This window comes from Clostridium acidisoli DSM 12555 (assembly GCF_900176305.1).
GTDB classification, from domain to species: domain Bacteria; phylum Bacillota; class Clostridia; order Clostridiales; family Clostridiaceae; genus Clostridium_I; species Clostridium_I acidisoli.
Window position 1 is genome coordinate 48,155 of sequence record NZ_FWXH01000005.1, and the last position, 23,568, is coordinate 71,722.

Annotated in this window: 22 protein-coding genes; 21 read left to right on the plus strand and 1 reads right to left on the minus strand. The window is 31.2% G+C overall.

The genetic code is table 11. From position 1 onward, the window contains the following. Positions 1 to 261 precede the first annotated feature (261 nt). The 7 genes from B8978_RS09035 (at position 262) to B8978_RS09065 (ending at position 9,565) form a co-directional block, all read left to right on the plus strand. On the plus strand, positions 262 to 1,416 hold the full coding sequence (locus tag B8978_RS09035) for an iron-containing alcohol dehydrogenase (protein ID WP_084115385.1): 1,155 nt from the start codon (positions 262 to 264) through the stop codon (positions 1,414 to 1,416). 34 nt (positions 1,417 to 1,450) lie between these two features. Beyond that, complete coding sequence (locus B8978_RS09040) at positions 1,451 to 2,839, plus strand: APC family permease (RefSeq protein ID WP_084115387.1); 1,389 nt, start codon at positions 1,451 to 1,453, stop codon at positions 2,837 to 2,839. Positions 2,840 to 2,859: 20 nt separating this feature from the next. Then, positions 2,860 to 4,200: a 4-aminobutyrate--2-oxoglutarate transaminase gene (gene gabT, locus B8978_RS09045; RefSeq protein ID WP_084115389.1), complete on the plus strand. Its 1,341-nt coding sequence runs from the start codon at positions 2,860 to 2,862 to the stop codon at positions 4,198 to 4,200. A 181-nt stretch (positions 4,201 to 4,381) separates the two neighbouring features. Continuing rightward, complete coding sequence (locus tag B8978_RS09050) at positions 4,382 to 6,436, plus strand: methyl-accepting chemotaxis protein (protein WP_084115391.1); 2,055 nt, start codon at positions 4,382 to 4,384, stop codon at positions 6,434 to 6,436. 19 nt (positions 6,437 to 6,455) lie between these two features. Continuing rightward, positions 6,456 to 7,385, plus strand: coding sequence for an AAA family ATPase (locus B8978_RS09055; RefSeq protein ID WP_084115393.1), 930 nt, complete (start codon positions 6,456 to 6,458; stop codon positions 7,383 to 7,385). A 19-nt stretch (positions 7,386 to 7,404) separates the two neighbouring features. Continuing rightward, a complete protein-coding gene (locus tag B8978_RS09060; protein ID WP_084115395.1) occupies positions 7,405 to 8,469 on the plus strand; it encodes a DUF58 domain-containing protein in 1,065 nt (354 codons plus the stop codon). After that, on the plus strand, positions 8,462 to 9,565 hold the full coding sequence (locus B8978_RS09065) for a hypothetical protein (protein WP_084115396.1): 1,104 nt from the start codon (positions 8,462 to 8,464) through the stop codon (positions 9,563 to 9,565). The genes B8978_RS09060 and B8978_RS09065 overlap by 8 nt, the downstream gene beginning before the upstream one ends. A 157-nt stretch (positions 9,566 to 9,722) precedes the next feature. Here the strand turns inward: B8978_RS09065 and B8978_RS09070 are convergent, their stop codons facing one another. Beyond that, complete coding sequence (locus tag B8978_RS09070; protein ID WP_084115398.1) at positions 9,723 to 10,691, minus strand: IS1595 family transposase; 969 nt, start codon at positions 10,689 to 10,691, stop codon at positions 9,723 to 9,725. A gap of 408 nt (positions 10,692 to 11,099) precedes the next feature. Between B8978_RS09070 and B8978_RS09075 the strand changes: the two genes are divergently transcribed. The 14 genes from B8978_RS09075 (at position 11,100) to B8978_RS09140 (ending at position 23,561) form a co-directional block, all read left to right on the plus strand. Beyond that, positions 11,100 to 11,450, plus strand: coding sequence for a DUF6514 family protein (locus B8978_RS09075; protein ID WP_084115400.1), 351 nt, complete (start codon positions 11,100 to 11,102; stop codon positions 11,448 to 11,450). Positions 11,451 to 11,603: 153 nt separating this feature from the next. Continuing rightward, a complete protein-coding gene (gene acpS / locus B8978_RS09080; protein WP_084115402.1) occupies positions 11,604 to 11,978 on the plus strand; it encodes a holo-ACP synthase in 375 nt (124 codons plus the stop codon). Between the two features lie 26 nt (positions 11,979 to 12,004). Next, a complete protein-coding gene (locus B8978_RS09085; RefSeq protein WP_084115404.1) occupies positions 12,005 to 13,504 on the plus strand; it encodes an NAD(P)H-hydrate dehydratase in 1,500 nt (499 codons plus the stop codon). Positions 13,505 to 13,673: 169 nt separating this feature from the next. After that, positions 13,674 to 14,279 carry a germination lipoprotein GerS-related protein gene (locus B8978_RS09090; protein ID WP_084115406.1) on the plus strand — a complete coding sequence of 202 codons (606 nt, stop codon included), beginning with the start codon at positions 13,674 to 13,676 and terminating at the stop codon, positions 14,277 to 14,279. A gap of 26 nt (positions 14,280 to 14,305) precedes the next feature. Next, positions 14,306 to 15,466, plus strand: coding sequence for an alanine racemase (gene alr, locus B8978_RS09095; protein WP_084115408.1), 1,161 nt, complete (start codon positions 14,306 to 14,308; stop codon positions 15,464 to 15,466). 117 nt (positions 15,467 to 15,583) lie between these two features. Continuing rightward, positions 15,584 to 15,904: a CopG family ribbon-helix-helix protein gene (locus B8978_RS09100; RefSeq protein ID WP_084115410.1), complete on the plus strand. Its 321-nt coding sequence runs from the start codon at positions 15,584 to 15,586 to the stop codon at positions 15,902 to 15,904. Continuing rightward, positions 15,864 to 16,220: a type II toxin-antitoxin system PemK/MazF family toxin gene (locus tag B8978_RS09105; RefSeq protein ID WP_084115412.1), complete on the plus strand. Its 357-nt coding sequence runs from the start codon at positions 15,864 to 15,866 to the stop codon at positions 16,218 to 16,220. Before B8978_RS09100 ends, B8978_RS09105 begins: the two co-directional genes overlap by 41 nt. Before the next feature lie 143 nt (positions 16,221 to 16,363). After that, a complete protein-coding gene (locus B8978_RS09110) occupies positions 16,364 to 17,182 on the plus strand; it encodes a transketolase (RefSeq protein ID WP_084115414.1) in 819 nt (272 codons plus the stop codon). Positions 17,183 to 17,186: 4 nt separating this feature from the next. Then, positions 17,187 to 18,128, plus strand: a complete 942-nt coding sequence (locus B8978_RS09115; RefSeq protein ID WP_084115416.1) for a transketolase family protein — start codon at positions 17,187 to 17,189, stop codon at positions 18,126 to 18,128. A gap of 43 nt (positions 18,129 to 18,171) precedes the next feature. Next, complete coding sequence (locus tag B8978_RS09120; protein ID WP_084115418.1) at positions 18,172 to 19,023, plus strand: YitT family protein; 852 nt, start codon at positions 18,172 to 18,174, stop codon at positions 19,021 to 19,023. 200 nt (positions 19,024 to 19,223) lie between these two features. Beyond that, positions 19,224 to 19,907, plus strand: coding sequence for a cell division ATP-binding protein FtsE (ftsE, locus tag B8978_RS09125; protein WP_084115420.1), 684 nt, complete (start codon positions 19,224 to 19,226; stop codon positions 19,905 to 19,907). Then, positions 19,897 to 20,790, plus strand: coding sequence for a permease-like cell division protein FtsX (ftsX, locus tag B8978_RS09130; RefSeq protein ID WP_084115422.1), 894 nt, complete (start codon positions 19,897 to 19,899; stop codon positions 20,788 to 20,790). Before ftsE ends, ftsX begins: the two co-directional genes overlap by 11 nt. A 214-nt stretch (positions 20,791 to 21,004) precedes the next feature. Continuing rightward, complete coding sequence (locus tag B8978_RS09135) at positions 21,005 to 22,213, plus strand: S41 family peptidase (RefSeq protein ID WP_084115423.1); 1,209 nt, start codon at positions 21,005 to 21,007, stop codon at positions 22,211 to 22,213. A gap of 43 nt (positions 22,214 to 22,256) precedes the next feature. Then, positions 22,257 to 23,561: a PDZ domain-containing protein gene (locus B8978_RS09140; protein ID WP_084115425.1), complete on the plus strand. Its 1,305-nt coding sequence runs from the start codon at positions 22,257 to 22,259 to the stop codon at positions 23,559 to 23,561. Positions 23,562 to 23,568 lie beyond the last annotated feature (7 nt).

Here is a 23,568-nt window from a genome sequence, read left to right on the forward strand (position 1 = left end):
TGGGTAAGTATTACCTGTTACGGAGTAACTTCTTTCACTGTTGACGGCTTTACTATGCTCAAATTTTTAACCCTATTTGTCCAAAAAGGACAAATAGATAAATTAAAAATTGTGACATTAATATATATGAATGCTATTGATAATATGATAAATTATATATAACATAATTATGTAATTATCAATTATAAATACTAAATAATAATAAAACATTAACAAGAAACATATTATTATTTAAAATAAGCATTTGGGGGAATAACATAAATGGTTAATTTTGATTACTACATGCCAACAAAGCTTTTGTTTGGAGCTAAAAAGATTTCTTTATTAGGAGGAATCACATCAGAATATGGGAAAAGAGCTTTAATAGTTACAGGGAGAAATAGCACTAAAAAGACAGGACTTTTAGATAAAGTGGTTAAGATTTTAAAAGAGGAGCAGGTTGAAAGTTTTATATTTGATAAAGTTAAGTCTAATCCGCTTACAACAACAGCAGAAGAAGGAGTTAAGTTTGCAAAAGAAAATCAAGTGGATGTAGTTATTGCACTTGGTGGTGGCAGTGCAATGGATGCAGCTAAGGCAATAGCTTTTATGACTGTAAATGAAGGTGATGTAAGTGAGTATATATTTGGAAAAAAGGGTATAGGGGCTCTTCCAATAATAGCAGTTACAACAACAGCTGGAACTGGAAGCGAAGGAGATTGTCTAGCGGTTTTGACAAACCCAGAAAATAATGATAAGAAATCTTTGAAATCCCCATATATATATCCAAAGGTTTCAATAATTGATGCTGAACTTATGGTTACACTTCCAAAATCAATTATTGCACCAACTGGAATAGATGTTTTATGTCATGCCATGGAGGCTTATGTTTCAAATAACAGCAACATAATAAGTGAAGCACTTGCTATTAAGGCAATTGAACTTGTAGGAAAAAATTTGCCAAAGGTTTATGACAATGCAGATGATGTTGAAGCCTGGTCATACATGGCACTTGCAAATACATTAGGTGGAATGGTAATAGATGCCTCTGGTGTTGCACTAGCACATGGACTTGAACATCCTGTAAGTGGACTTTTAGATGTAGCACATGGTGATGGGCTTGCAGCAGTTCTTATTGGATGGATGGAATATTCCTATAAAAATTCTATTGAGAAGTTCACAAATATAGCAAAGGTGCTTGGGGAGGATACTGGAGATGTTTGCACAGAAACTTCAGCTAGAAAGAGTATAGAGGCTGTAAAAAAACTTCTTCAAAAATTAAACCTAACAAAAAGTCTATCAGAACTTGGGGTTAAAGAGGAACATATAGAATGGCTTTCAAATAATGCTATGAAGACAATGACTTATGCCATAGGCAACAATCCTAAGGTGCCAGAACTTATGGACATAAAAAAATTGTATATGAAAAGTCTTTAATATTAAAAATTTATGATTATCGAGGAGGTCTTATATGGAAAAGTTAAAAAAGGATAACTTAAACATGATTGAAACAATTGCTTTGTCGGTAGCTATAATAGCGCCAACAGCTGCTATGGCACTAAACATTTCTCTAATGGCTCAAACAGCAGGATACTCATCACCGTTGATATTTCTTATTTCAACAATAGTAGTTGGACTTGTATCTTATACAATTATAAAATTTAATCACTATATTTCTTCAGCTGGTTCATTATATTCTTTTACTAAGAAAGCATTGGGAAATAAGATGGGGTTTACATCTGGCTGGGCACTTTTACTTGCATATGTTACCCTTGGAGCTGGTACAAGTGCAGGCTGTGGGGCTTTCTTCTCACAATTCCTAGCAGCTGTATTTGGAGTTAATATAAGTTGGCTACCACTTACTTTGATTTTTTCAATTGTAATGATATTTTTAGGAACAACAGATGCAAAAATAAGCACAAGACTAATGCTGACTATGGAGGGCATATCTATCATTCTTATTTTGATATTATCATTTGTTGTGCTTTTCAAGGTTGCAACTACAACAGGATTAAGTGTTGTTCCATTTAAAACAAATGGTGTTAGTGTATCAGCTTTAGCAAGTACTTCAGTTTTTGCATTCCTTTCGTTTATAGGTTTTGAAAGTGCATCTAGTTTAGGTGAAGAAACTAAGAATCCTAAAAAATTTATTCCAATAGCTATAGGAAGTGCAGTATTTGTTACTGGTTTATTTTATCTAATTTCAAGTTATTCACAAGTTGTAGGCTTTGGAATAGATGCAAAGGGTCTAAAGGCAATTTCAGCTTCAAGTTTACCGCTTTCAGATCTTGCTAATAAATATATGTCTAAGGGTTATGGCACTTTATTACTTTTATCAGCGGCTCTTTCATTTTTTTCTTGTGGACTTGGTTCAGCTTGTGCAGGTGCTAGAATGTTATTTTCTATGAGCAGAGATGGAATAATACCAACTAAGCTTGGAAAAGTTCATGGTAAATACAATACACCTTATGTAGCACTTATTATCATAATTGTTGCATCAATGATTATGGAAGCAGCATTATTTATGAAAAGTGGTACTGATGTATTTGGATATTATGCAACTATAGGTTCTTTGGCTATACTTGTTTCATATATATTTACAAGTATAGGTGGTATGGTTTATTTTACTAAGAGAAAAATTTGGGGTGCTCTTAACCTTGTAGTACCAATATTGTCAATTGTAGCACTGCTATATGTATTAGTTGCAAATATTTATCCTGTTCCTGAGTTTCCTAATAATATATTTCCATATATTGTTTTAGGATGGATTGCTATTGGCTTTGTATTAAGCCATATCTTTGGCAATAATGCTGTATCAGAAATTGATGCAGAAGATGATGTAATTGAAAAAATAAATTAATAATATTTGGAGGAATAAAAATGATAGAAGAATTAAACGCAAAGATAGTAACTTCAATTCCAGGACCAAAATCACTGGAGCTTACTAAAAAGAGGGAAAAATATGTGGCTAAAGGGGTAAGTTGTTCAGCACCTATATTTGTAGATGAAGCTAAGGGTGCATTAATAAAGGATATAGATGGCAACGTGTTTGTTGACTTTGCTGGAGCTATAGGTGTCCAAAATGTCGGACATGCTGATGATGGTGTAGTTGAGGCTATAAAAGCTCAACTTGATAAATTTATTCACCCAAGTTTTCATGTTAATATGTATGAATCTTATGTAGCATTAGCAGAAAAACTTACAGAAATTGCACCAGGGGATACACCTAAAAAAGCTATGTTTGCTAATAGTGGAGCTGAAGCTGTTGAAAATGCTATAAAGATAGCAAGAGCTTATACTAAAAAAGATGGAGTTATTTCACTTCAGGGTTCTTTTCATGGTAGAACTAATATGACAATGTCTATAACAAGTAAATATAAACCTTATAAAAATGGCTTCGGACCTTTTGCAACAGAAACTTATAAGACAGAAGCAGCTTATTGTTACAGATGTCCAGTAGGATGTAAATATCCAGAATGCGGAATTGCATGTGGTGAAAAACTTAAAACGATGTTAAAAACAGTTATATCTAAAGATATGATTGCCTGTCTTATAGCTGAACCAGTTCAAGGTGAAGGTGGTTTTGTTATTCCACCGAAGGAATATTTTAAGATGTTAAGAGACATATGTACTGAAAATGACATAATATTTATTGTGGATGAAGTGCAGGCTGGTTTTGCAAGAACAGGAAAGATATTTGCACATGAACATTTTGATGTAGAAGCTGATATAATAACAATGTCAAAATCTATTGCCAACGGTGTACCTTTAAGTGCCGTAGTTGGTAAAGCTGATATTATGGATGCTGCTTGCGTTGGTGGTATTGGTGGAACATATGGTGGAAGTCCTCTCGGATGTGTTGCTGCACTTAAAGTAATCGAAAAGATAGAAAAAGACGATTTATGTGGCACAGCCAATGAAGTTGGAGATTACATTATAGGAAGACTTAACGAATTTAAAGAAAAATATGATGTGGTTGGGGATGTTAGAGGACTTGGAGCCATGATTGGACTTGAATTTGTTAAGGATAGAGCTACAAAAGAGCCTTACGCAGAACTTGTAAAGAAAATCACAACTTACTGCTTTAAGCATGGAGTGATTTTTCTTAATGCGGGTCTGTTTGGCAATGTGGTTAGATTTTTACCACCTTTAGTTATAACAAAAGACCAACTTGCTTATGGTCTTGATGTACTTGAAGCTGCAATTAAAGAATCTATTTAATAGCAAAAGGGTTCCATTAACCTCGGGTTAATGGAACCCTTTTGCTATTATGAAATTATAAACGATTACATAAAATAATTAAATAATTATTAGAAAATGTTAATGCTTTTTAAAGGAATTGCAATAAAAATGTCGAAATTCATTTGATATAATAAGACATAAATATCTAGGGGGCTTGAAAATGAGTTTTAAAAGCATTAAAACTAAAATATTAATTACATTAATTCCTATATTTCTAGCAGCTACGTGTATATTTACATTTATAAGCTATAATTATGGTAAAAAACAAATAGCTGTGGATTTGTCAGAGAAAATGGATAAGCAAGTTAAATTTGAAGTTTCTGATATTGAAAACAGATTAAATAGGCATGCAAAAGTGGCAGAAGGTCTGGCTAAAATTGCTGAGACATCTAAAAATACATTAAACAAAGATGCTTATAAAAATCTTGTAATTAAATTTACTGGAACAAATGCAGAGACTTTTGGTACTGGAATTTGGTTTGAGCCAAATAAATATGATCCAAGTCTTAAAAATTTTGCTCCTTATGCTTGTAGACAAAATGGGACTATAACATATTTGGATGATTATAATGATAATAGTTATGATTACACTAAAAATGACTGGTATCAGATAGGAAAAAATACAACAGATCAAGTTGTATGGAGTGATGCATATGTGGACGATGTTACTAAAATTTCTATGGTAACAGCTACAGCTCCTTTTTTTGATGATAATAAGAATTTTTTAGGTGTTGCTACAGCAGATATAGATTTATCTACATTGCAAAAAGATATAAAAAATGTTAAAGTGGGAACAACTGGAAGGGCATTTCTTATTGATAAAAGTGGAACTTATATTTCTACTTCAGATTCAAGCAAGATTATGAAGGCTAAAATAACTAATGAAAGTAATAAGAGTTTTTCTAAAGCTGGTAAAACCATGATTTCAGCTAAAAGTGGAGTTACAAGTTTTGAGGATGCTAACGGAGAAAATCAAGTCTATTATTCAGTTGTACCAGAAACAGGATGGATTGTAGCACTTACAATACCTCAAAAAGAGTTGAATGCACCAATTTACAATTTATTTTATAAATTGCTCTTAACTGGAATTATAACATTAATAATATGCATTATTTTAATATTATTTTTATCCAGACATATCGTTAAAAATATAAAAAAGGTTAATGAATTTGCAGGTCAGGTAGCTGATGGTGATTTGACTAAACGTCTTGAAATTGATACAAAAGATGAGCTTGGTCAAATGGCAGGTAATTTAAATATAATGGCTACTAGTATGCAGGATATTATTAAGTCTGTAGTTGAAAGCACTACTAATATGAGTTCTGCAAGTGAAGAACTTTCAGCTACAGCAGAGGAACTTTCGGCTAAATATGATATTATAGATGGTTCTGTAAAGCAAATAAACCAGGAGATTGATAATTCTAGTGCAGCTACAGAAGAAGTCAGTGCAGCTATTCAGGAGATAAATTCCACAGTGAACAATCTAGCAAATGAGACGGGCAAGGGAAAAGATTTATCCTTTGAGATAAGAAATCATGCTACTGAGGTTAAGTTTGATAGTAAGAAGAAGATAAAAAACAGTGATGTGTTATATAAGGATAGATATGATGGAATTATAAAAGCAATTGAAGAAGGAAAGATTGTTGATGAGATTAGCAATATGGCAGATATTATTGCTAGTATAGCAGAACAGACAAACATGCTTGCCTTAAATGCGGCTATTGAAGCTGCTAGGGCTGGGGAGCATGGAAAAGGATTTTCTGTAGTGGCGGAAGAAGTAAGAAGTCTTGCGGAGCAGTCATCCGATACTGTTGCTGTGATACAAAGTACAATAATTAAGGTCAAGGCAGCTTTTGAAAATTTGTCACAAAATGCATCAGAAGTTCTTAAATTCATTGATGAAACGGTAAAAAATGATTATGAAGCTTTAGGACATACAGGTGAGCAATATGAATCAGATTCCAGCAAAATTAGTTCCATGTATGAAAATATAGCAGATATGGCAGAAAAAATAAATTTATCTGTTAATCAAGTTGGAGAAGCCATACAAAATACTGCTGATTCTACTTCAAAATCAGCAAACAATTCTAGCGAAATACTTTTAAGCGTTGAGGAATCTACCAAGGCAATGCAGGATTTATCTGCTATGGCAGAGGCTCAAGCTGCTATGGCACAGGTTTTATTTAATTTAGTAAATAAATTTAAGGTTAACTAAACTATCAGGAGATGAACTAATGGAGACTCAGGCGTTTGTGGATTTTAGAAAAAAAGTAAATGATAATATTAGTAAAGTTATTGTTGGTAAGGAAAAAATCATTGATAAAATTATAGTGGCATTTATTTGTGGTGGACATGTATTACTTGAGGATATGCCAGGCCTTGGAAAAACTAAACTTGCAAAGGCCATGGCAATGTCTTTAAATTGTAGTTTTAAAAGGATACAGTTTACTCCAGATATTATGCCTTCAGACATTACGGGTTTGTATTTTTATAATCAAAAAACTTCTGAGTTCGAGTTTAGAGGTGGGCCTATATTAAGTCAATTTATTTTGGCTGACGAGTTAAACAGAGCTACACCAAGGACTCAATCTGCATTACTTGAAGCTTTAGAAGAGGGACAAGTAACCGTTGAGGGAAATACGATAAAACTTAAATCACCATTTTTTGTTGTGGCTACTCAAAATCCTGTGGAACAGTTTGGAACTTTTCCTCTTCCAGAGGCACAACTTGATAGATTTTTTATTAGAATTTCATTAGGTTATCCAACGGTGTCAGAGGAAAAAGAAGTTTTAGATAGATTCCTTCTTAATGATCCTATTTCAGAGTTAAAGCCTGTGGTAAATATTGAGGAAATAGAGTATGTTCAGAATAATTACAGTTATGTTTATGTCAGCGATGATATTAAGGATTATATTATTGCAATTGTTGATGCCACTAGAAAGTCTGATTTTACAATAGCTGGAGCAAGCCCTAGAGGAAGTTTGTCTCTTATGAAGGCTAGCCAAGCTTTTGCAGCTATAAATGGAAGGGATTTTGTTACACCAGAAGATGTTAAGGAAATGAGTGCGCCTGTGCTTAGTCATAGAGTTATATTAAATGGCGAGGATGATTTATTTATTGAGAAAGTCGTGAATTCCATAAAAACTCCCCATGAAGAATTATGATTTTGTGGAGGAGTAATTTATGTTTGAATATTTGATTTTTATTTTCATTGGAGCGGTACTTTTTCTAGTGGCTGATATTACTAGAAAAAGGGGGTTTGATAAGCTTACTATTGATAGATATATTAATAAGAATAAACTCAATATAAATGAAGAATTTACAATAACAACTATTGTTGAAAACAAGAAGGGGCTATCTATATCTTATTTGAATTTAAAACAGGCTTTACCGAGCAATGTTATTTTAAGTAGGAGCTTTGAAGGTGAAGATTTGTATAAGTTTAAGATAGGTAAAAATCAAAGGATTAAGAGGAGTGTTAAGGGGAAAATTAGTAAAAGAGGAGTATATTTATTTGATGGAATTGAGGCTTCTGTTGGAGATATGTTTGGGTTTTCCTTTAACACGAAGAAGTTTGATAATTATAATGAAGTGATTGTTTATCCTAAATTAGTGCCTATTGAAAATTTTAAAGTTAAAAATTTGGGAAGTTTAGGTGATAGAGTTATAAGAAGGTGGCTAGCAGAGGATAATTTATATATTAAAGGTATTAGGGATTATTCTGTAAATGATAGAATGAAGGATATAAACTGGAAGGCTAGTTCACGAATGTCAAAGCTTATGGTAAATGAATATGATAGCACTTCTAATATGAAGTTATCTATAATTTTGAATGTGCAGTGTGGGGAGCCGTATTGGAAAAATATTAAACCTGAATTAATTGAGAAAGCTATAGAAATGTCTATTTCACTTACAAAAAATTCAATTAAATTTGGTGTGGAGACAGGATTTTATACAAATGCAATGCTTACAGGTATGTCCTCAAGGGAATTTAAAGGCGTGTTTCCTTCTTTAAAATCTTTTGAAATTGTTGCTGAGATCTGTGCAAGAATTGGTTATGATATTAATGGATGCCTAGATGTTTATTTTAAGAAAAATCGTAATATTTTTGACAGAAATACGGTATATGTTTTGATTACATGCTTTATGGATGAGAATATTAAAAGTCAAATATCAGCTATGAAAAGGCTCGGGATAAATCTCAAGATAATTGATGTATCCTGTGATGATGGTGTCTATTATGAATGATAAAAAATATCATATTATAGGAATTAAAGTTCTGTACGCCCTATGTGTATTTAGTTTTGGATTTATAATTTGGAGTATAATTGCCAATGCCTTTTTTAAAGGTTCAATGCTCCTACTTTTGGTAGGGATTTTGGGGATTTTAGCACTTATTATTGTTAAGTGTTTTAAGTTAAAAAGCGTAGATTATATTTTATTTAAAGATGAAGTAAGGAACATGATATTAGTATTAGCAGTGTCAATTATATTTGTATATTTAGCTGATTATAAACTTAAACAGGAGCTATTTAAATTCTATCTGATTTTTATAATTTTTGCGGTTTTGCTACTTAGGGAGACAAGAGATTTTCTGTCAAACATACGAAATAAAAAGTCTATGAGAAATAGTATTTTTATTACGATATTTATGTTGTTTTTGAGCTTAGATGCTGTCTTTAAAGAAGTAATAAAGGTAGTCTCTATTTTATTAGAATTTCTAAATTATTTACTTGATGTCATTGCCACTTGTATAATTTCTGTGGTAGCTGTTATTTTAGGTGCACTTTTTAGTCATTTAAAATTTTCTCAGTCTTCAGTAAAAAAAATTATAAATCAAGGAGATGGAAGAGTAAGCTCCAAAACTAATGCGATAAAAAATCCTGGAAATGGTTTTATATATTTAGATGCTATACTAAAGGTTATAGTTTTCATTATCATAGCTTTAGTAGTTTATTTCTCTATTAAGTACTTTTTAAGGGGAAATGATAAAAAAATCCTTAAAAACTCTGAAGATGAAGTTATTCAAGTTGAAAATATAGGAGATACTCGGGATAATAAATCAATGATAAAATTTTTTAGAAAAAGATTATCTAATAATGACAAGATAAGATTGACCTACCTAAAATTTGAAAGGTTAACTAGCGAGTTGGGGATTTTTAAATTTTATCATACAGCTACAGAACTTACGGATATTGTAAAGAAAAAGTTATGCTCTGAAGAGGAAGCTAATAATATTAGTAAAATTTACAACAAAACAAAATTTTCTAATGTTAACTCTGATCAAAACGATGTGAAGGCTATTGAAGTGGCTTATAAAAATATTAAGAAAAATCTAAGATAAAGTATGTCTGATAATTGTTAATTTGAGAAATACCAAACGTGCATATGTTTATATTTTCGTATGGAAAGTATACTATACACTACATAGTTGCTATGTTAAAGTATTATATTGATAATTGAAAAAAGATTTATTGAGCTTACAGAACAATTTTCTAATTTTAGTTAATAGAGAATTGAGAAAGTCGTAGAGAATCAAAAGTTGTCATTTCAGAATACATGCATGAAGTTACAAGGAAAACCAATACGTTCTTTTTATTATTCGAGAAATTTATACCAGCTAAAAATTTATGCCAAATAACATAATTATCTAAATACTTTGAGGCAACCCCATTAAATTTAGTTATCCAATTTTTTAATCGTATAATATAGCTATTAACTTTTTTTATATTATATTTTATATGAAAATTGTTATATGTAATAATGTAGTGTTTTATTCCTCTCATTTTACAAAAATTTTTATACTCTCGCCAATTACTAGTGCACAATATATTATCTTTACTTAAGCAATGGCCTATTATTTTTTCGATTCTGCTTTTTTTAATCATGCCTAAACATGCTACTTTTGATACAATCCGATTTTCGCTGTCTATGGCATTCAATACACATACATAATTATCATCATTTCCAAAATGGTTATGTAATTTACCCCTTTTGCGTGGTACGCGGTTAATAATATGTTTGTTACCTTTTTCAGAATAAGTGAAATAAGTATCATCAATCTCTACGATATTTTTAAAGATTTTTGAAGTTTTTTGCTTCAAATTTGTAAGGACTTTATGTCTCCAGTAAAATAAAGTAACCCAACTAACACCTACAATTGTTGCAGATTTTCGAAGAGAATATCCATTAATCATGCAACTTATAAAAGTAGACCATTTGTCAAGGTGATGGGTTTTGCTTAATGGAGTGAGGCTTGTTGCACAAAACGTTTTATTACACTCTTTACACTTATATCGTTGGATTCCGTTATGAGTACCATTTTTGACTGTATGCTTGCTATTACAGTGAGGACAATAGCGGCCATTTTTATATTTTGTTTTTGATACAATGGAAATTATATTTTGTGGCGTGCATTCTTTTAATGTGGGTTCAGGATTATAATACTTAATAGCATCTTTACATTCCATAAAAAATACTCCTATCATATTAAATTTGATGTATTTGATATTCCTATATTTTATTTCTAAGATTATAACCAAATGTTAGAATTTTAAACATATCAATACAATACTTTAACATAGCTAGTATGTGGTTAAGAATGATTGCGGAGAGCGGCTTGAGGAAAAAAGTTCTGTTTAAAAGTACCTTTTTATTAAAAACCGTTAAACAAGAAAATACATATACCGACATGGAGTGCATAAAATTTTATTACTAAATTCGAATATAGATATTATATAGATAATTAACTGATACATTAGAAGAAAATATGTCATTTTAGAATGATAAAAAATATTTGTGCAAAAACACAAAACGACATGTTTTTTTAAAATCTAGTGATAGTATTGTCTCATAAAGTTATTGGGGGGATTTCTAAGATGTATGTAATGGACACGTTAATCAAATCAATTAATGACAATGGGATTGAACGTAAATACGAATATAAAATTCTTAGGTCTAGTTTTATTCGTAATGAGTGCTCAGGAGAACAAATACAATCGTATGGCATTGAAGTTGAACGAAAAGATATACAGTCTGGAAAGGTTTTTAATTTTGAACGGAATATAATAAAAAACATAAGCCCACATAGATATAAAGTACAAGCACTTGCAAAACTCTTATGTGACAATGTAGTTTCACCAATTAATTTTGTAGAAGTTCTAGGAGAGTATGTAGATGAATACATTGGGGATTTTGATAGTATAAATAAGAATATTTCAATAATGTAAGAGAGGAATCCCCTCTCTTATATTATTAATTAAAAACATTTGGTAAAAAAACTTAGATTAATTACATATAATATCAATAATATATTATAATATTATTAGGTTTTTCAGATTTATTTTTTAGCAACCTAATAAATTTTAGTGGGGGTTCATTTTATGATTGTAGGAGTAGGAGTAGACATACTAGAAATAAACAGAATAAAAGATGCTATTGAAAAAAACTCTTTTTTTTTAGAAAAAATTTATACTCAAAATGAAATTGAATACTTGAAGAGCAGAAATTTTAGACCAGAGTATGCAGCTGGAAGGTTTGCAGCCAAAGAAGCAGTTGCAAAGGCACTTGGTACGGGAATTTTTCAGTTTAGTATGAAAGATATAGAAATTGATAGGAATGCTAATGGAAAGCCTGTTGTTGTCTTAAGGGGTAAGGCAAAGCAGGTTGCTCAAAAATTTGGTGAATATAAAATAAATTTAAGTATATCTCATAGTAGAGAAAATGCAATTGCTTATGCTGTTATAGAGGTAAAATAATTATTAGCATAGGAGGAAAATAACATATGAAATTTGCAGCAAGTGAGGACTTCAAAAAAATTGATAATTACTGTATTTCAAATCTTGGTATTTCAGAACTTGTATTAATGGAGAATGCGGCAGTAAAGGTTTTAAATAATTTAAACTTGCAAAATAATGAATCTTTTGTCTTAGTATGTGGTTCGGGTAATAATGGGGGAGATGGCTTTGCAGTTGCACGCCATCTTTTTGCATTGGATAAAAAAGTACAGGTGTTTTTTATTGGGAAGCTTGAAAATATGAGTGAAAGTTGTTCAGTAAATTATAAAATATTGAGGAATATTGGTGTTAAAGTTTCTAATATTATCACCTCAGACGATATAGAAGATTTTAAATTAGGGGTAATATCAGCAGATGTTGTTATTGACGGTATGCTGGGAACTGGACTAAGAAGAAAAATTACTGGAATTTATGAAATAGTAATATCCATTATTAATGAAAACGCTAAGTATATAGTTTCTATAGATGTTCCAACTGGAATTGATTCGAATAATGGAGATGTGCTAGGCACTAGTATTATTAGTGATATAACTATTACTTTCCAAATGTATAAGCAAGGATTTTTTAAATATGGAAGCCGTAACTATACTGGAGATGTTATAGTTGAGAATATAGGAGTTCCACAGAATGTAATTGATAAGTTTGTAGCAGAGCAAGTGATTTTGGATAAAAAGTTTATACGTAGCAATATAAAGCCTAGAGGAAAATATGAACATAAAGGTGATTTCGGAAGAGTTCTTATATTTGCAGGAACTTATGATTATGCAGGAGCGGCATATATTTGCACAGAGGGGGCAGTTAAGGCAGGCGCTGGACTTGTTACGCTATGTTGTCCTAAGGATATATTAGAAATTCTAAGAGGAAAACTTACAGAGGCTATGACAGTCTCATCTGAAAACAAAGAAAAAGTTAATGGGCTTTTAGAAAAAACAAATGTGGCTACGCTAGGGCCAGGTATGGGAAACACTGAAGAAACCTTTAAGCTAATTAAAGAGGTGTTAATAAAATCACAGTGTCCTATAGTCCTAGATGCGGACGCTATAAATGCAGTAAGCAAAGATTTGACAATACTTAGCAATAAAAATAATAAAATAGTATTAACACCACATTTAGGAGAAATGGCAAGGTTGAGTGGATTTTCAATAGAATATATAAGCAATAATAGAATTACAGTTGCTAAAGAATTTGCTAGAAAACATGGAGTAATTTTATTATTGAAGGGATATAACACGGTAATAACGGATGGTGAAGCTGTATATATTAATCCTACAGGAAATAGTGCTATGGCATCTGGAGGTATGGGTGACTGCCTCACGGGAATTATATCAGCACTAATAGCACAAGGGCTAGAGCCTATAAAAGCGGCTTCAGCTGGAGCGTATATACATGGGGCATGTGGAGAAAAGCTTTCTGAAAAAATGTTTAGTGTAAATGTTACGGAGCTACTTAAAGAAATCCCATATGTTATAAAGAAAATTATCTGCTGAAAAATTATAGGTCCACAAGTAAGGTATATTTTTTAATATGTGGTACTATTCATATAAGAGGAGATTATGTAGTATATTATTGTAAAGAACAAATATAATAAATTGTTGTTTTATTTTCCGAGTACATTGAATACTATTAATAATGGTACTTAGTGTTTTAGGAGGAAAAATGAAAAAATTAATATTTGCCCTTATAATGATAAGTTTAATGGCAGTTGTTGCCGTGGGCTGTAATGCAAGAAGAGAAAAAACAAAGGATTTAACACCCTATTTAAAAAACTTAAAAAACTATAGTGTGGATGTATCAATAACAGTTCAAAATGATAAACAGAAAATAGACTACACAGGTAAACAGATTTATTCTTTAAATCTAGGGTACAGGTTTGAATTAAACAAAGAAAGAGTATTGATATATAAAAATAACAAAATTTATGTATCCGATTTAATAAATGGACAAAAGTATACAAAGGACGATAGTACAGATGACATATATAAAATGAGTTTTATAGAAGAATTTATTAAACTTGCATATTCAAAAGATGACAAGGACATTTCCTATAAGGATATAAATGGGGATAAATATGAGGTTATAAATGTATCAATACCAAGCAATAACAGGAACATAAGGAAAGGAAGTCTATACGTAAATTTAAAAGAAAAAGCACCTAGGACACTTGCACTGTATGACACAGATGGAGCCCCAAAAATAATAATAAAGTATGAAAATTTTAATTCACAGGTTAATATTGATAAAAAAGCTTTCAATATAAACTAAAGAAAAATTTTAGGAGAGTGATATAGTTGTTTAGACATTTAAGGCCAGTATGGGCAGAAATTGATCTTGATAATTTATCCTTCAATTTAAAAGGTATAAAGAAACTTGCAAAAAGTAAGGACGTTATTGGTATTGTAAAAGCGGATGCTTACGGACATGGAGCCGTAGATATAGTCCCTACACTTTTAGAAAATGGGATAACAAGACTTGCAGTTGCAGTTATAAGCGAAGGGGTAGAACTAAGGAGAGCTGGAATTGAAGCGCCAATAATGATACTTGGGTACACACCACTTAGCTTAGCACAAGATATATTCCAATATAATATAGCACCAACTGTATTTTCTTATGAATATGCAGCAGAGCTTTCAAAACTTGCAGTAGAAAAACATATGAAGGTGAAAATACATATTGCACTTGATACAGGTATGGGAAGAATAGGATTTATACCTGATGAAGAAAGTGTTAATAATGTATATAAAATAAGCAATTTGCCAAATATAGAAATAGAGGGATTGTTTTCACATTTCTCAACCTCAGATGAAGAGGATAAAGAATACACAAACAGTCAATTAGAAAAATATAAATGGTTTATTGAAAAACTTAACAATAAAAATGTTTATATAAAGATAAAGCATATAGCAAATAGTGCGGCAATTATGGACTTACCAGATACACATTTTGATGCAGTAAGACCTGGAATAATTTTATATGGATATTATCCATCGGAAGAAGTTCATAAAGAAAAATTACCGTTAAAACCAGTTATGACCCTAAAAACTAATATAGTTCATATAAAAAAAGTTAGAAGTGGAGAGTATATTAGTTATGGAAGAAAATTTAAATGTGAAAGGGATAGTGTTATAGCAACTATTCCAGTGGGCTATGCAGATGGTTATACAAGGCTTATGTACCCGAAAGCAAAAGTAATAATAAATGATAAATTTGCACCGGTAGTTGGTCGTATTTGTATGGATCAATGTATGGTAGACATAACTGATTTAGAGGGGGTAGAGCTTGGAGATGAAGTCATCCTTATGGGGGAATCAGAACACTTAAGATTTAATGCGGATGACATAGCAGATATATTGGGCACAATTAATTACGAGATAGTATGCATGATAAGTAAAAGAGTTCCAAGGGTATACATTAAAAACAATGAAGTTGTAAAGATAAGGAATTACGTATAATATATACCGCAAAAAATATATAAAAAAATAGGTAAATCCTTTGACATATTGACAAAAGTTGAATTATAATCGTAGTATACATATTTTCGTTTTTAATTAGGAGGTATTAATTGTTCAATGTCTGAATCGAAGAAATTAGTCATAGACCTCTCAGATACATTATGTTCTGAATTTGATGAAGCACTAAAACAAGATTGCAAAAAAAGAAGTGAATTTATTCGTGAAGCAATAATACTATATATAGAGGAAAAGAAAAAAATTCATCTAATGGAAGAGATGAAAAACGGTTATATGGAGATGGCAGAACTAAACCTTCAGATATGTGAAATGGGTTTTTGTTCTGATATATGTGAATTGAAAGAATATGAAGTTAAGCTTTCGGAGAGTGATTTGCCTGATGACGATGGTGGTGAAAAGAGGAGATATATTTTATGCTGATTTAAGTCCGGTTGTTGGATCTGAACAGGGTGGAATAAGACCTGTTATTATAATTCAAAATGATGTAGGAAATAAATACAGCCCCACAGTAATTATTGCTGCGATTACTTCGCAAATAAACAAAGCAAAGCTGCCAACACACGTAGAAATTTCTTCAGAGGAATATGGACTAAATAAAGATTCGGTAGTTTTACTTGAACAAATAAGAACTCTTGATAAAAAGAGACTAAAAGAAAAAATAGGTCATATGACAGACAGCGATATGGAAAAGGTGCAAACAGCACTAATAATAAGTATGGCTTTGAAGTGTAATTAACAAAGAGAGCATTCTAGTATACAACTAGGGTGCTTTTTAATAAATAAATATATGTAGTATATTTAATAAATGTGTTATACTATATAGAGAATTATGTGTAAATAAATTTCATATTTAATTGTAAATACAGGAGGTTTAACAACATGCAAAACGATTTATCAAAGCTTCAAGATACGGCTAAAAGTGTAAGAAAACATATTGTGACAATGCTGACAGAATCAGCTTCAGGACATCCAGGTGGATCATTATCTATCGTAGAAATACTAACTACATTATATTTTAAAGAAATGAATGTAAGTCCAGAAAATCCCCATGATGAAAATAGGGATAGATTTGTGCTGTCAAAAGGGCATGCTGCACCAGCATTATACAGTATATTAGCTGAAAAAGGTTATTTTGATAAAGAAAAGTTACTTACGTTAAGAAAATTTGGATCAATACTTCAAGGACATCCTAATATGAACTACATACCTGGAGTTGATATGTCAACAGGATCACTTGGTCAAGGAATATCAGCAGCTGTAGGAATGGCCATTGCTGGAAAAATCGACAAAAAAGACTATAGAGTTTATTCAATTTTGGGGGATGGAGAACTTGAAGAAGGTCAAGTTTGGGAAGCTTCTATGGCAGCAGCACAATATAAATTAGATAATTTAACAGCTTTTGTTGATAATAACGGATTACAAATAGATGGTAAATGCACAGATGTAATGTCTCCTGAACCTATAAGTAATAAGTTTAGAGCTTTTAATTGGAACGTAATTGATATAGACGGACATGATTTTAATCAGATAATAGCAGCTATTGAAGAAGCTAGAAATACTAAGGGTAAGCCTACTGTAATAGTTTGTAAAACTATAAAAGGTAAAGGTGTTAGCTTTATGGAAGATGTTGCTAGCTGGCATGGAACTGCACCAAGTAGGGAACAATGTGAAGAAGCTTTAAAGGAATTGGGGGAATAATATAATGGCAAAGAAGATTGCAACTAGAGAAGCATATGGAAGTACACTGGCAGAAATAGGTATTAAAAATGAAAAAATTGTTGTTTTAGATGCTGATTTATCAAAATCTACAAAAACAGCTGATTTTAAAAAAGTATGTCCAGAAAGATTTATTAATATGGGAATAGCAGAAGGAAATATGATGTCAACAGCTGCTGGTATTGCAACATGTGGTAAAATTGCATTTGCAAGTACATTTGCTATATTTGCAACAGGAAGAGCTTTTGAGCAGATAAGAAACTCAATATGTTATCCAAAACTTAATGTAAAGGTATGTGCTACACATGCAGGACTTACAGTAGGTGAAGACGGAGCGTCTCATCAATCCGTTGAAGATATATCACTTATGAGAAGTATACCTAACATGACAGTTATATGCCCAAGTGATGCTGTAGAGACAAAAGCCGTAATTGAAGCTATTACAGAATACAATGGACCTTGCTATGTAAGACTAGGAAGAGCACCAGTAAATGTAATCAATGATACACCTGAATATAAATTTGAAATTGGTAAGGGCGTAGAATTAAAAAAAGGAACAAAAGCTACTATTATTGCAACTGGTATAATGGTAGATGCAGCTTTAGAAGCACATGAAATATTAAAGCAAGAAGGGTTAGATGTAAGGGTAATTAATATTCATACAATAAAACCTATAGATGCAGAAATAATTGTTAAGGCAGCAAAAGAAACAGGAATAATAATTACTGCTGAGGAACATAGTATAATTGGTGGACTTGGTTCTGCTGTAGCTGAAGTTACAAGCGAAAACTTCCCAGTTCCAGTCATAAGAGTAGGAATAAAGGATGTTTTTGGAGAAAGCGGAAAAGCAGATGAATTATTAAAGGCATATGGTTTAACTGCACAGGATATTGTAAGCGCTGTTAAAAAAGGTGTTAATTTAAAGTAAACAAAATCTAAAAATGTAGATATAACATGTTAAGGGTGGTAGAATGAAGAAAGTTAAGGAGTATTTTTTAATTACTATAGGTTTCTTGATAGTAGCTATAAGTGTAAAGTTTTTCTTGGAAGCTAACCAAATAGCAGCAGGTGGGGTTATGGGAATAGCCATAATAATAAATAAAGTTTTACCTAACTTATCTGTAGGTATGCTTATGTTTATATTAAACCTAGTGTTGTTTGTTTTTGCATTTTCAGCCATTGGCGGGAAATTTGGAATAAAAACGATATATTCAAGTTTAGGACTTTCAGGAGCTGTTTGGGTACTTGACAAACTTGTACCAAATGGATTAATAACAACAAATGTATTTTTATCAGCTGTTTTTGGAACTTTAATTGGCGGACTTGGAATGGGAATAGTATTTAATCAAAATGCTTCCACTGGCGGTACAGATATCATTGCTAAAATCCTTAACAAGTTTTTTCATATAGATATTGGTAAATCATTGTTAATTGTAGATTTCATAATAACCTTGTTTGCATTTGCAACATTAGGAGTTGAACTTGGTATGTATTCACTTCTTTCGGTTATTTTACATGGATTTATAATTGATAATGTAATTGAAGGTTTTAATATATGTAAACAAGTAATGATAATAAGTAAAAAAAATGATGAACTTAGCAAGTATATAATGGAAAAGCTAGAAAGAGGATGTACCATTTTTAGTGGCAAAGGTGGATACACTTGGGAGGATACATATATATTATACACAGTTCTTAGTAGAAGCGAGTTTATTAAATTAAAAAAATATATAAAAGAAGTAGATCCAATGGCATTTATAACAGTTTCCGATGCTCGTGAAGTTTTAGGTGAAGGGTTTAATAATATAGTTGGTGAAGAATAGTTTTTATGGAAATGATTTCGAATGAAATAATATCCTGTAGAAAAAACTTATATTATAGAGTATTATTATGTATAATTGCAGTAAGTCATCTATATAGAGTTATACAAATGAAAAACAATTTTTTCAAAATGCGAATTATGTTATAATTAAATTTGTATTATGAAAAACGTTTAAATCAATATAAATAAGGGGAAAGAGCGATGATCGAATTTAAAAACGTAAGTAAAGTATACGTAAATGATGTTTTGGCGCTTTCAAGCATTAATATACAGATAGAAAAGGGAGAGTTCGTATTCCTTGTTGGACCAAGTGGTGCAGGAAAGTCTACGTTTATAAAATTATTAATGAAAGAAATCGACCCTACATCAGGTACTATAATAGTTAGCGATACTGATATTACTACTTTAACAAGAAAACAAATTCCTTACTATAGAAGAAAGATTGGAATGATATTTCAAGATTTCAGATTGATACCTACTTTGAATATATATGAAAATGTAGCATTTGCTATGAGAATTGTTGAAGCAAGCCACAAAGAAGTTAAAAAGAGAGTGCCATTAGTTTTATCTATGGTAGGCTTATCAGATAAATATAAAGCCTTTCCAAATCAGCTTTCAGGAGGAGAACAACAAAGAGTTGCAATAGCAAGAGCTATAGTAAATAACCCTGCAATTCTAATAGCGGACGAGCCTACTGGAAATCTTGATCCAGATACAGCGCACGAAATAATGACAATTATAAGTGATATAAATAGAGCGGGAACAACGGTACTTATGGCTACACATGCTAAGAACATAGTTAACGATATGAAAAAGAGAGTTATAGCAATTGATAATGGTGCATTATCAAGAGATGAGCAAAGGGGTGGATACGATGAAGCCTAGTACTATTAAGTTATTTATAGTGGATGCATTAAAAAGTTTAAGAAGAAATAAAACTATAAGTATAGCTTCGATTGCCACTGTTATGGCTACACTTTTTGTGTTAGGTGCGTTTGTTATGATTCTTCTGAATGTAAAAGTTGGAATTACAGATGTTGAATCTCAAGTTGAAGCACAGGTATTTTTGAATGATGATATAAAGATTGACGACCAAAAGAGTATTTTGGATAAGTTAAACAAAACTCCTGAAATTGTAAGCATTTCTTTTCAGACTAAAAGTCAAGCATTAGATCAATGGAAAAAAGAACTAGGGTCAAAGAATAAGGAATTACTTTCAGGTATGGAAGAAAATAATCCATTACCAAATGCATATATTGTTAAGGTTAAGAACCCTGAAGACATAACAAAAGTAGAAAGTGCAATGAAGGGTGCAAAAGGTATATATGAAATTAGTGATGGAAGAGATATAGTTAATAAAATTTCAGCTGTTACTAAAACTATCCAATGGGTAGGTATAATATTATTCCTAATACTTATTGGTGTTTCATTATTCTTAATATCAAATACAATAAAACTTACAGTTTATGCAAGACGTAGGGAAATTGGTATAATGAAATATATTGGTGCTACGGATTGGTTTATAAGGTGGCCTTTCATTATTGAAGGTATGGTAATTGGTCTCTTTGGAGCTATAGTAGCTGATATTGCAATTTATTATGCTTATGTGTTTATATATGGAAGAGCAACATCATTTGTTTCTATGATGATTAATTTAGTAAGTCCTATGTATTTTGTAACTAATCTTTCATGGGCATTTATACTTGGAGGAATATTTATAGGAGCATTAGGAAGTATACTTTCAATAAGAAAATTCTTAATTGTTTAATGAATTTTAATATGACGCCTCAAATCAGAAATAAATTTCTGATTTGAGGCGTATTTTTTCGTTAATTAAGTAGACTAAAGATTTTAACCTTATATTTGTTAATAATATTATAATTAATAAAAGAATTCTGCAAATAATTAATTCTAGTGTTATAATTAATTCATGTTTACATAAATAATATATAAATACATATTACGAAGAGGTGAATGCATTGTTGAAAAATAAGAAGAAATGGATAGCTATTACTGTAGTTATAGTTTTACTTACAGACATAGCAGCTTTTTTTATAGGAAATAGAGTTTCCTTAGGTCTTACAAATGGTAATGTTGAAATTAGTAGGAGTTCATATAATGAGATAATGAAGTTTCAAAAATTATTTTTAGTTAGAGACGAATTATATAAGTATTATAATGGCAAAATAAGTGATGATACATTAGTGTCAGGAGCTATAAAAGGAATGACAGATTCACTTAAAGATCCATATACTGTATTTATGGATGAAAGTGAAAGTAAAGATTTTAATTCTCAAATCCAAGGACAGGATTACGTTGGAATAGGAATACAAGTTAGTAATGAAAACAATAAAATAGTTGTGGAGGCTGTATTTGCTGATTCTCCAGCAGAAAAGGCAGGGATAAAAGCAAAGGATGTAATTGAAAAAGTTGGAGGAGTAGCAGTTACTGGAAATGATTTAAACAAGGCTGTTTCTATGATGAAAGGAAAAGAAAACACGGATGTTACAATAACTTTAAATAGAGCAGGAAAGGGTAGTTTTGATGTAAAAGCTACAAGAAAAAAAGTTTCATATAGTACAGTTACTGGTGAAATGATAAATGATAAAATTGGATATATAAACATTACGATGTTTGATGAAAATACTGGTAAAAACTTTAATAAAGAACTTGCAGAACTCCAAAGTAAAGGAATGAAAGGGCTTATACTGGACCTTAGAGATAATGGCGGTGGTGTTTTAGAAGACAGTGTAAGTGTAGCTTCTAACTTTATTGAAAAAGATAAAATTGTTACCTACATTGTAGATAAAAATAACAAGAAAGAAGTTTATAAATCAGATGGTGGATCGGCTATAGGAATGCCGCTTATGGTACTTGTAAATGGGAATACAGCAAGCGCATCAGAAATATTGTCTGGAGCTTTAAAAGATTACAAAGCAGCAACTTTAATAGGAGAAAAGACTTTTGGAAAAGGTATAGTTCAAAGTACACTTAATACTGGAGACAGTACACAATTAAAGGTAACTATTGCAAAATGGTATACTCCTCTTGGTGAAAATATAAATCATACAGGGTTTAAACCAGATGTTGAAATTAAATACCCACAGGATTTAATGAATAAGGTGTACGATAGAAATACTGATCCTCAGTTTAAAAAGGCATTGGATATGGTAAGTGAGAAGGTTAAATAAGGCATGTGCCTAAGTTTTAGTTTGAGAGGGGATTAAATTTTTAATGAATATTGCAGTATATACACTGAGAACTGTTGCAGAAGCTATATTGACAATGCCATATATAATAACCCTAATTGTTTTAGCAGCTGTACTATATATGAGAAATAGAAGAACCGTGACAATGCAAAAGATGGTTATTGGGCAATATATTAATTCCGCTTTTGAACTTACAATTTCTCAGATTGTATTAGGAATATTGGCAGGTGCAATAGGTAGTTTGATACTTTCATATTTGGGTATAGTATTTGATAATCAAGTTACTATTTCACTTTTGTTTATGGTATCGATACTTTTAATGCTGTTTAGGAGTAGGTTTATATGCTTCTCCTATTCAGCAGGAATTTTATCGATACTAAGTGTTGTTTTTCAATTGTTTTCAAAATACGGAAATCAAGATTTAACGCAATATAATTTTTTAAATACAGATGTGATGATGATAATGTCTCTTGTGGCTGTACTTCACATAATTGAAGGAATTTTAGTTATGATTGATGGACATAAGGGAGCTATACCTGTATTCACAAATAAAGATAATAAAATTATAGGTGGCTTTGCTTTAAAAAGATATTGGGCAATGCCAGTAGCAGTAATGTTTTTAATCCATAATGCCGGATCTATGAGTGGGACCTTTAATGTTGCCACACCTAATTTTTGGCCTATAATAAAAAGCAGCTATTTTAACATTACAGCTAGTGCTGTAATTGGGTTGATACCTTTTTATGGAATGCTTGGTTATAGCTCAATTACATTCACAAAAACTAAAAGGGAAAAAGCTGTAAGTTCAGGTATATGTATTTTGGGATACGGATTGATTTTACTTGTAGTAGCACAGCTTGCAAGAACGGGATTGATTGCTGAATTTATAGTTGCAATTTTAGCACCTCTATTACATGAAGTAATGCTTAAAGCTCAAATGTATTTTGAACTTAAAGGTAAGCCTAGATATTTAAGTGGAGATGATGGACTCATGGTGTTAGAAGTGGCACCATTTTCACCAGCTTATGAGATGGGAATAAGGAGCGGAGATTTACTTTTAGAGGTTAATGACAAAAAGATATTAAATGAACAGGACATGATTGAAGCTTTAAAAAATATATCTAATTTTATGTGGCTTAAAATTAAAACAGTAAAGGGAAAACTACTTAAGTTAGATTATAACAAGATGAACAAAAGCAAGAGACTTGGGATAATTTTTGTGCCAAAAAACATTTCAAAAGAAAGTGTAGTTATGAAGTACAAAAATAGTAAGTTCAAAGATATATTAGATAAGGCAAAAGTACAAGATAAAGACGATGAAGATAAATAGGAAAAAT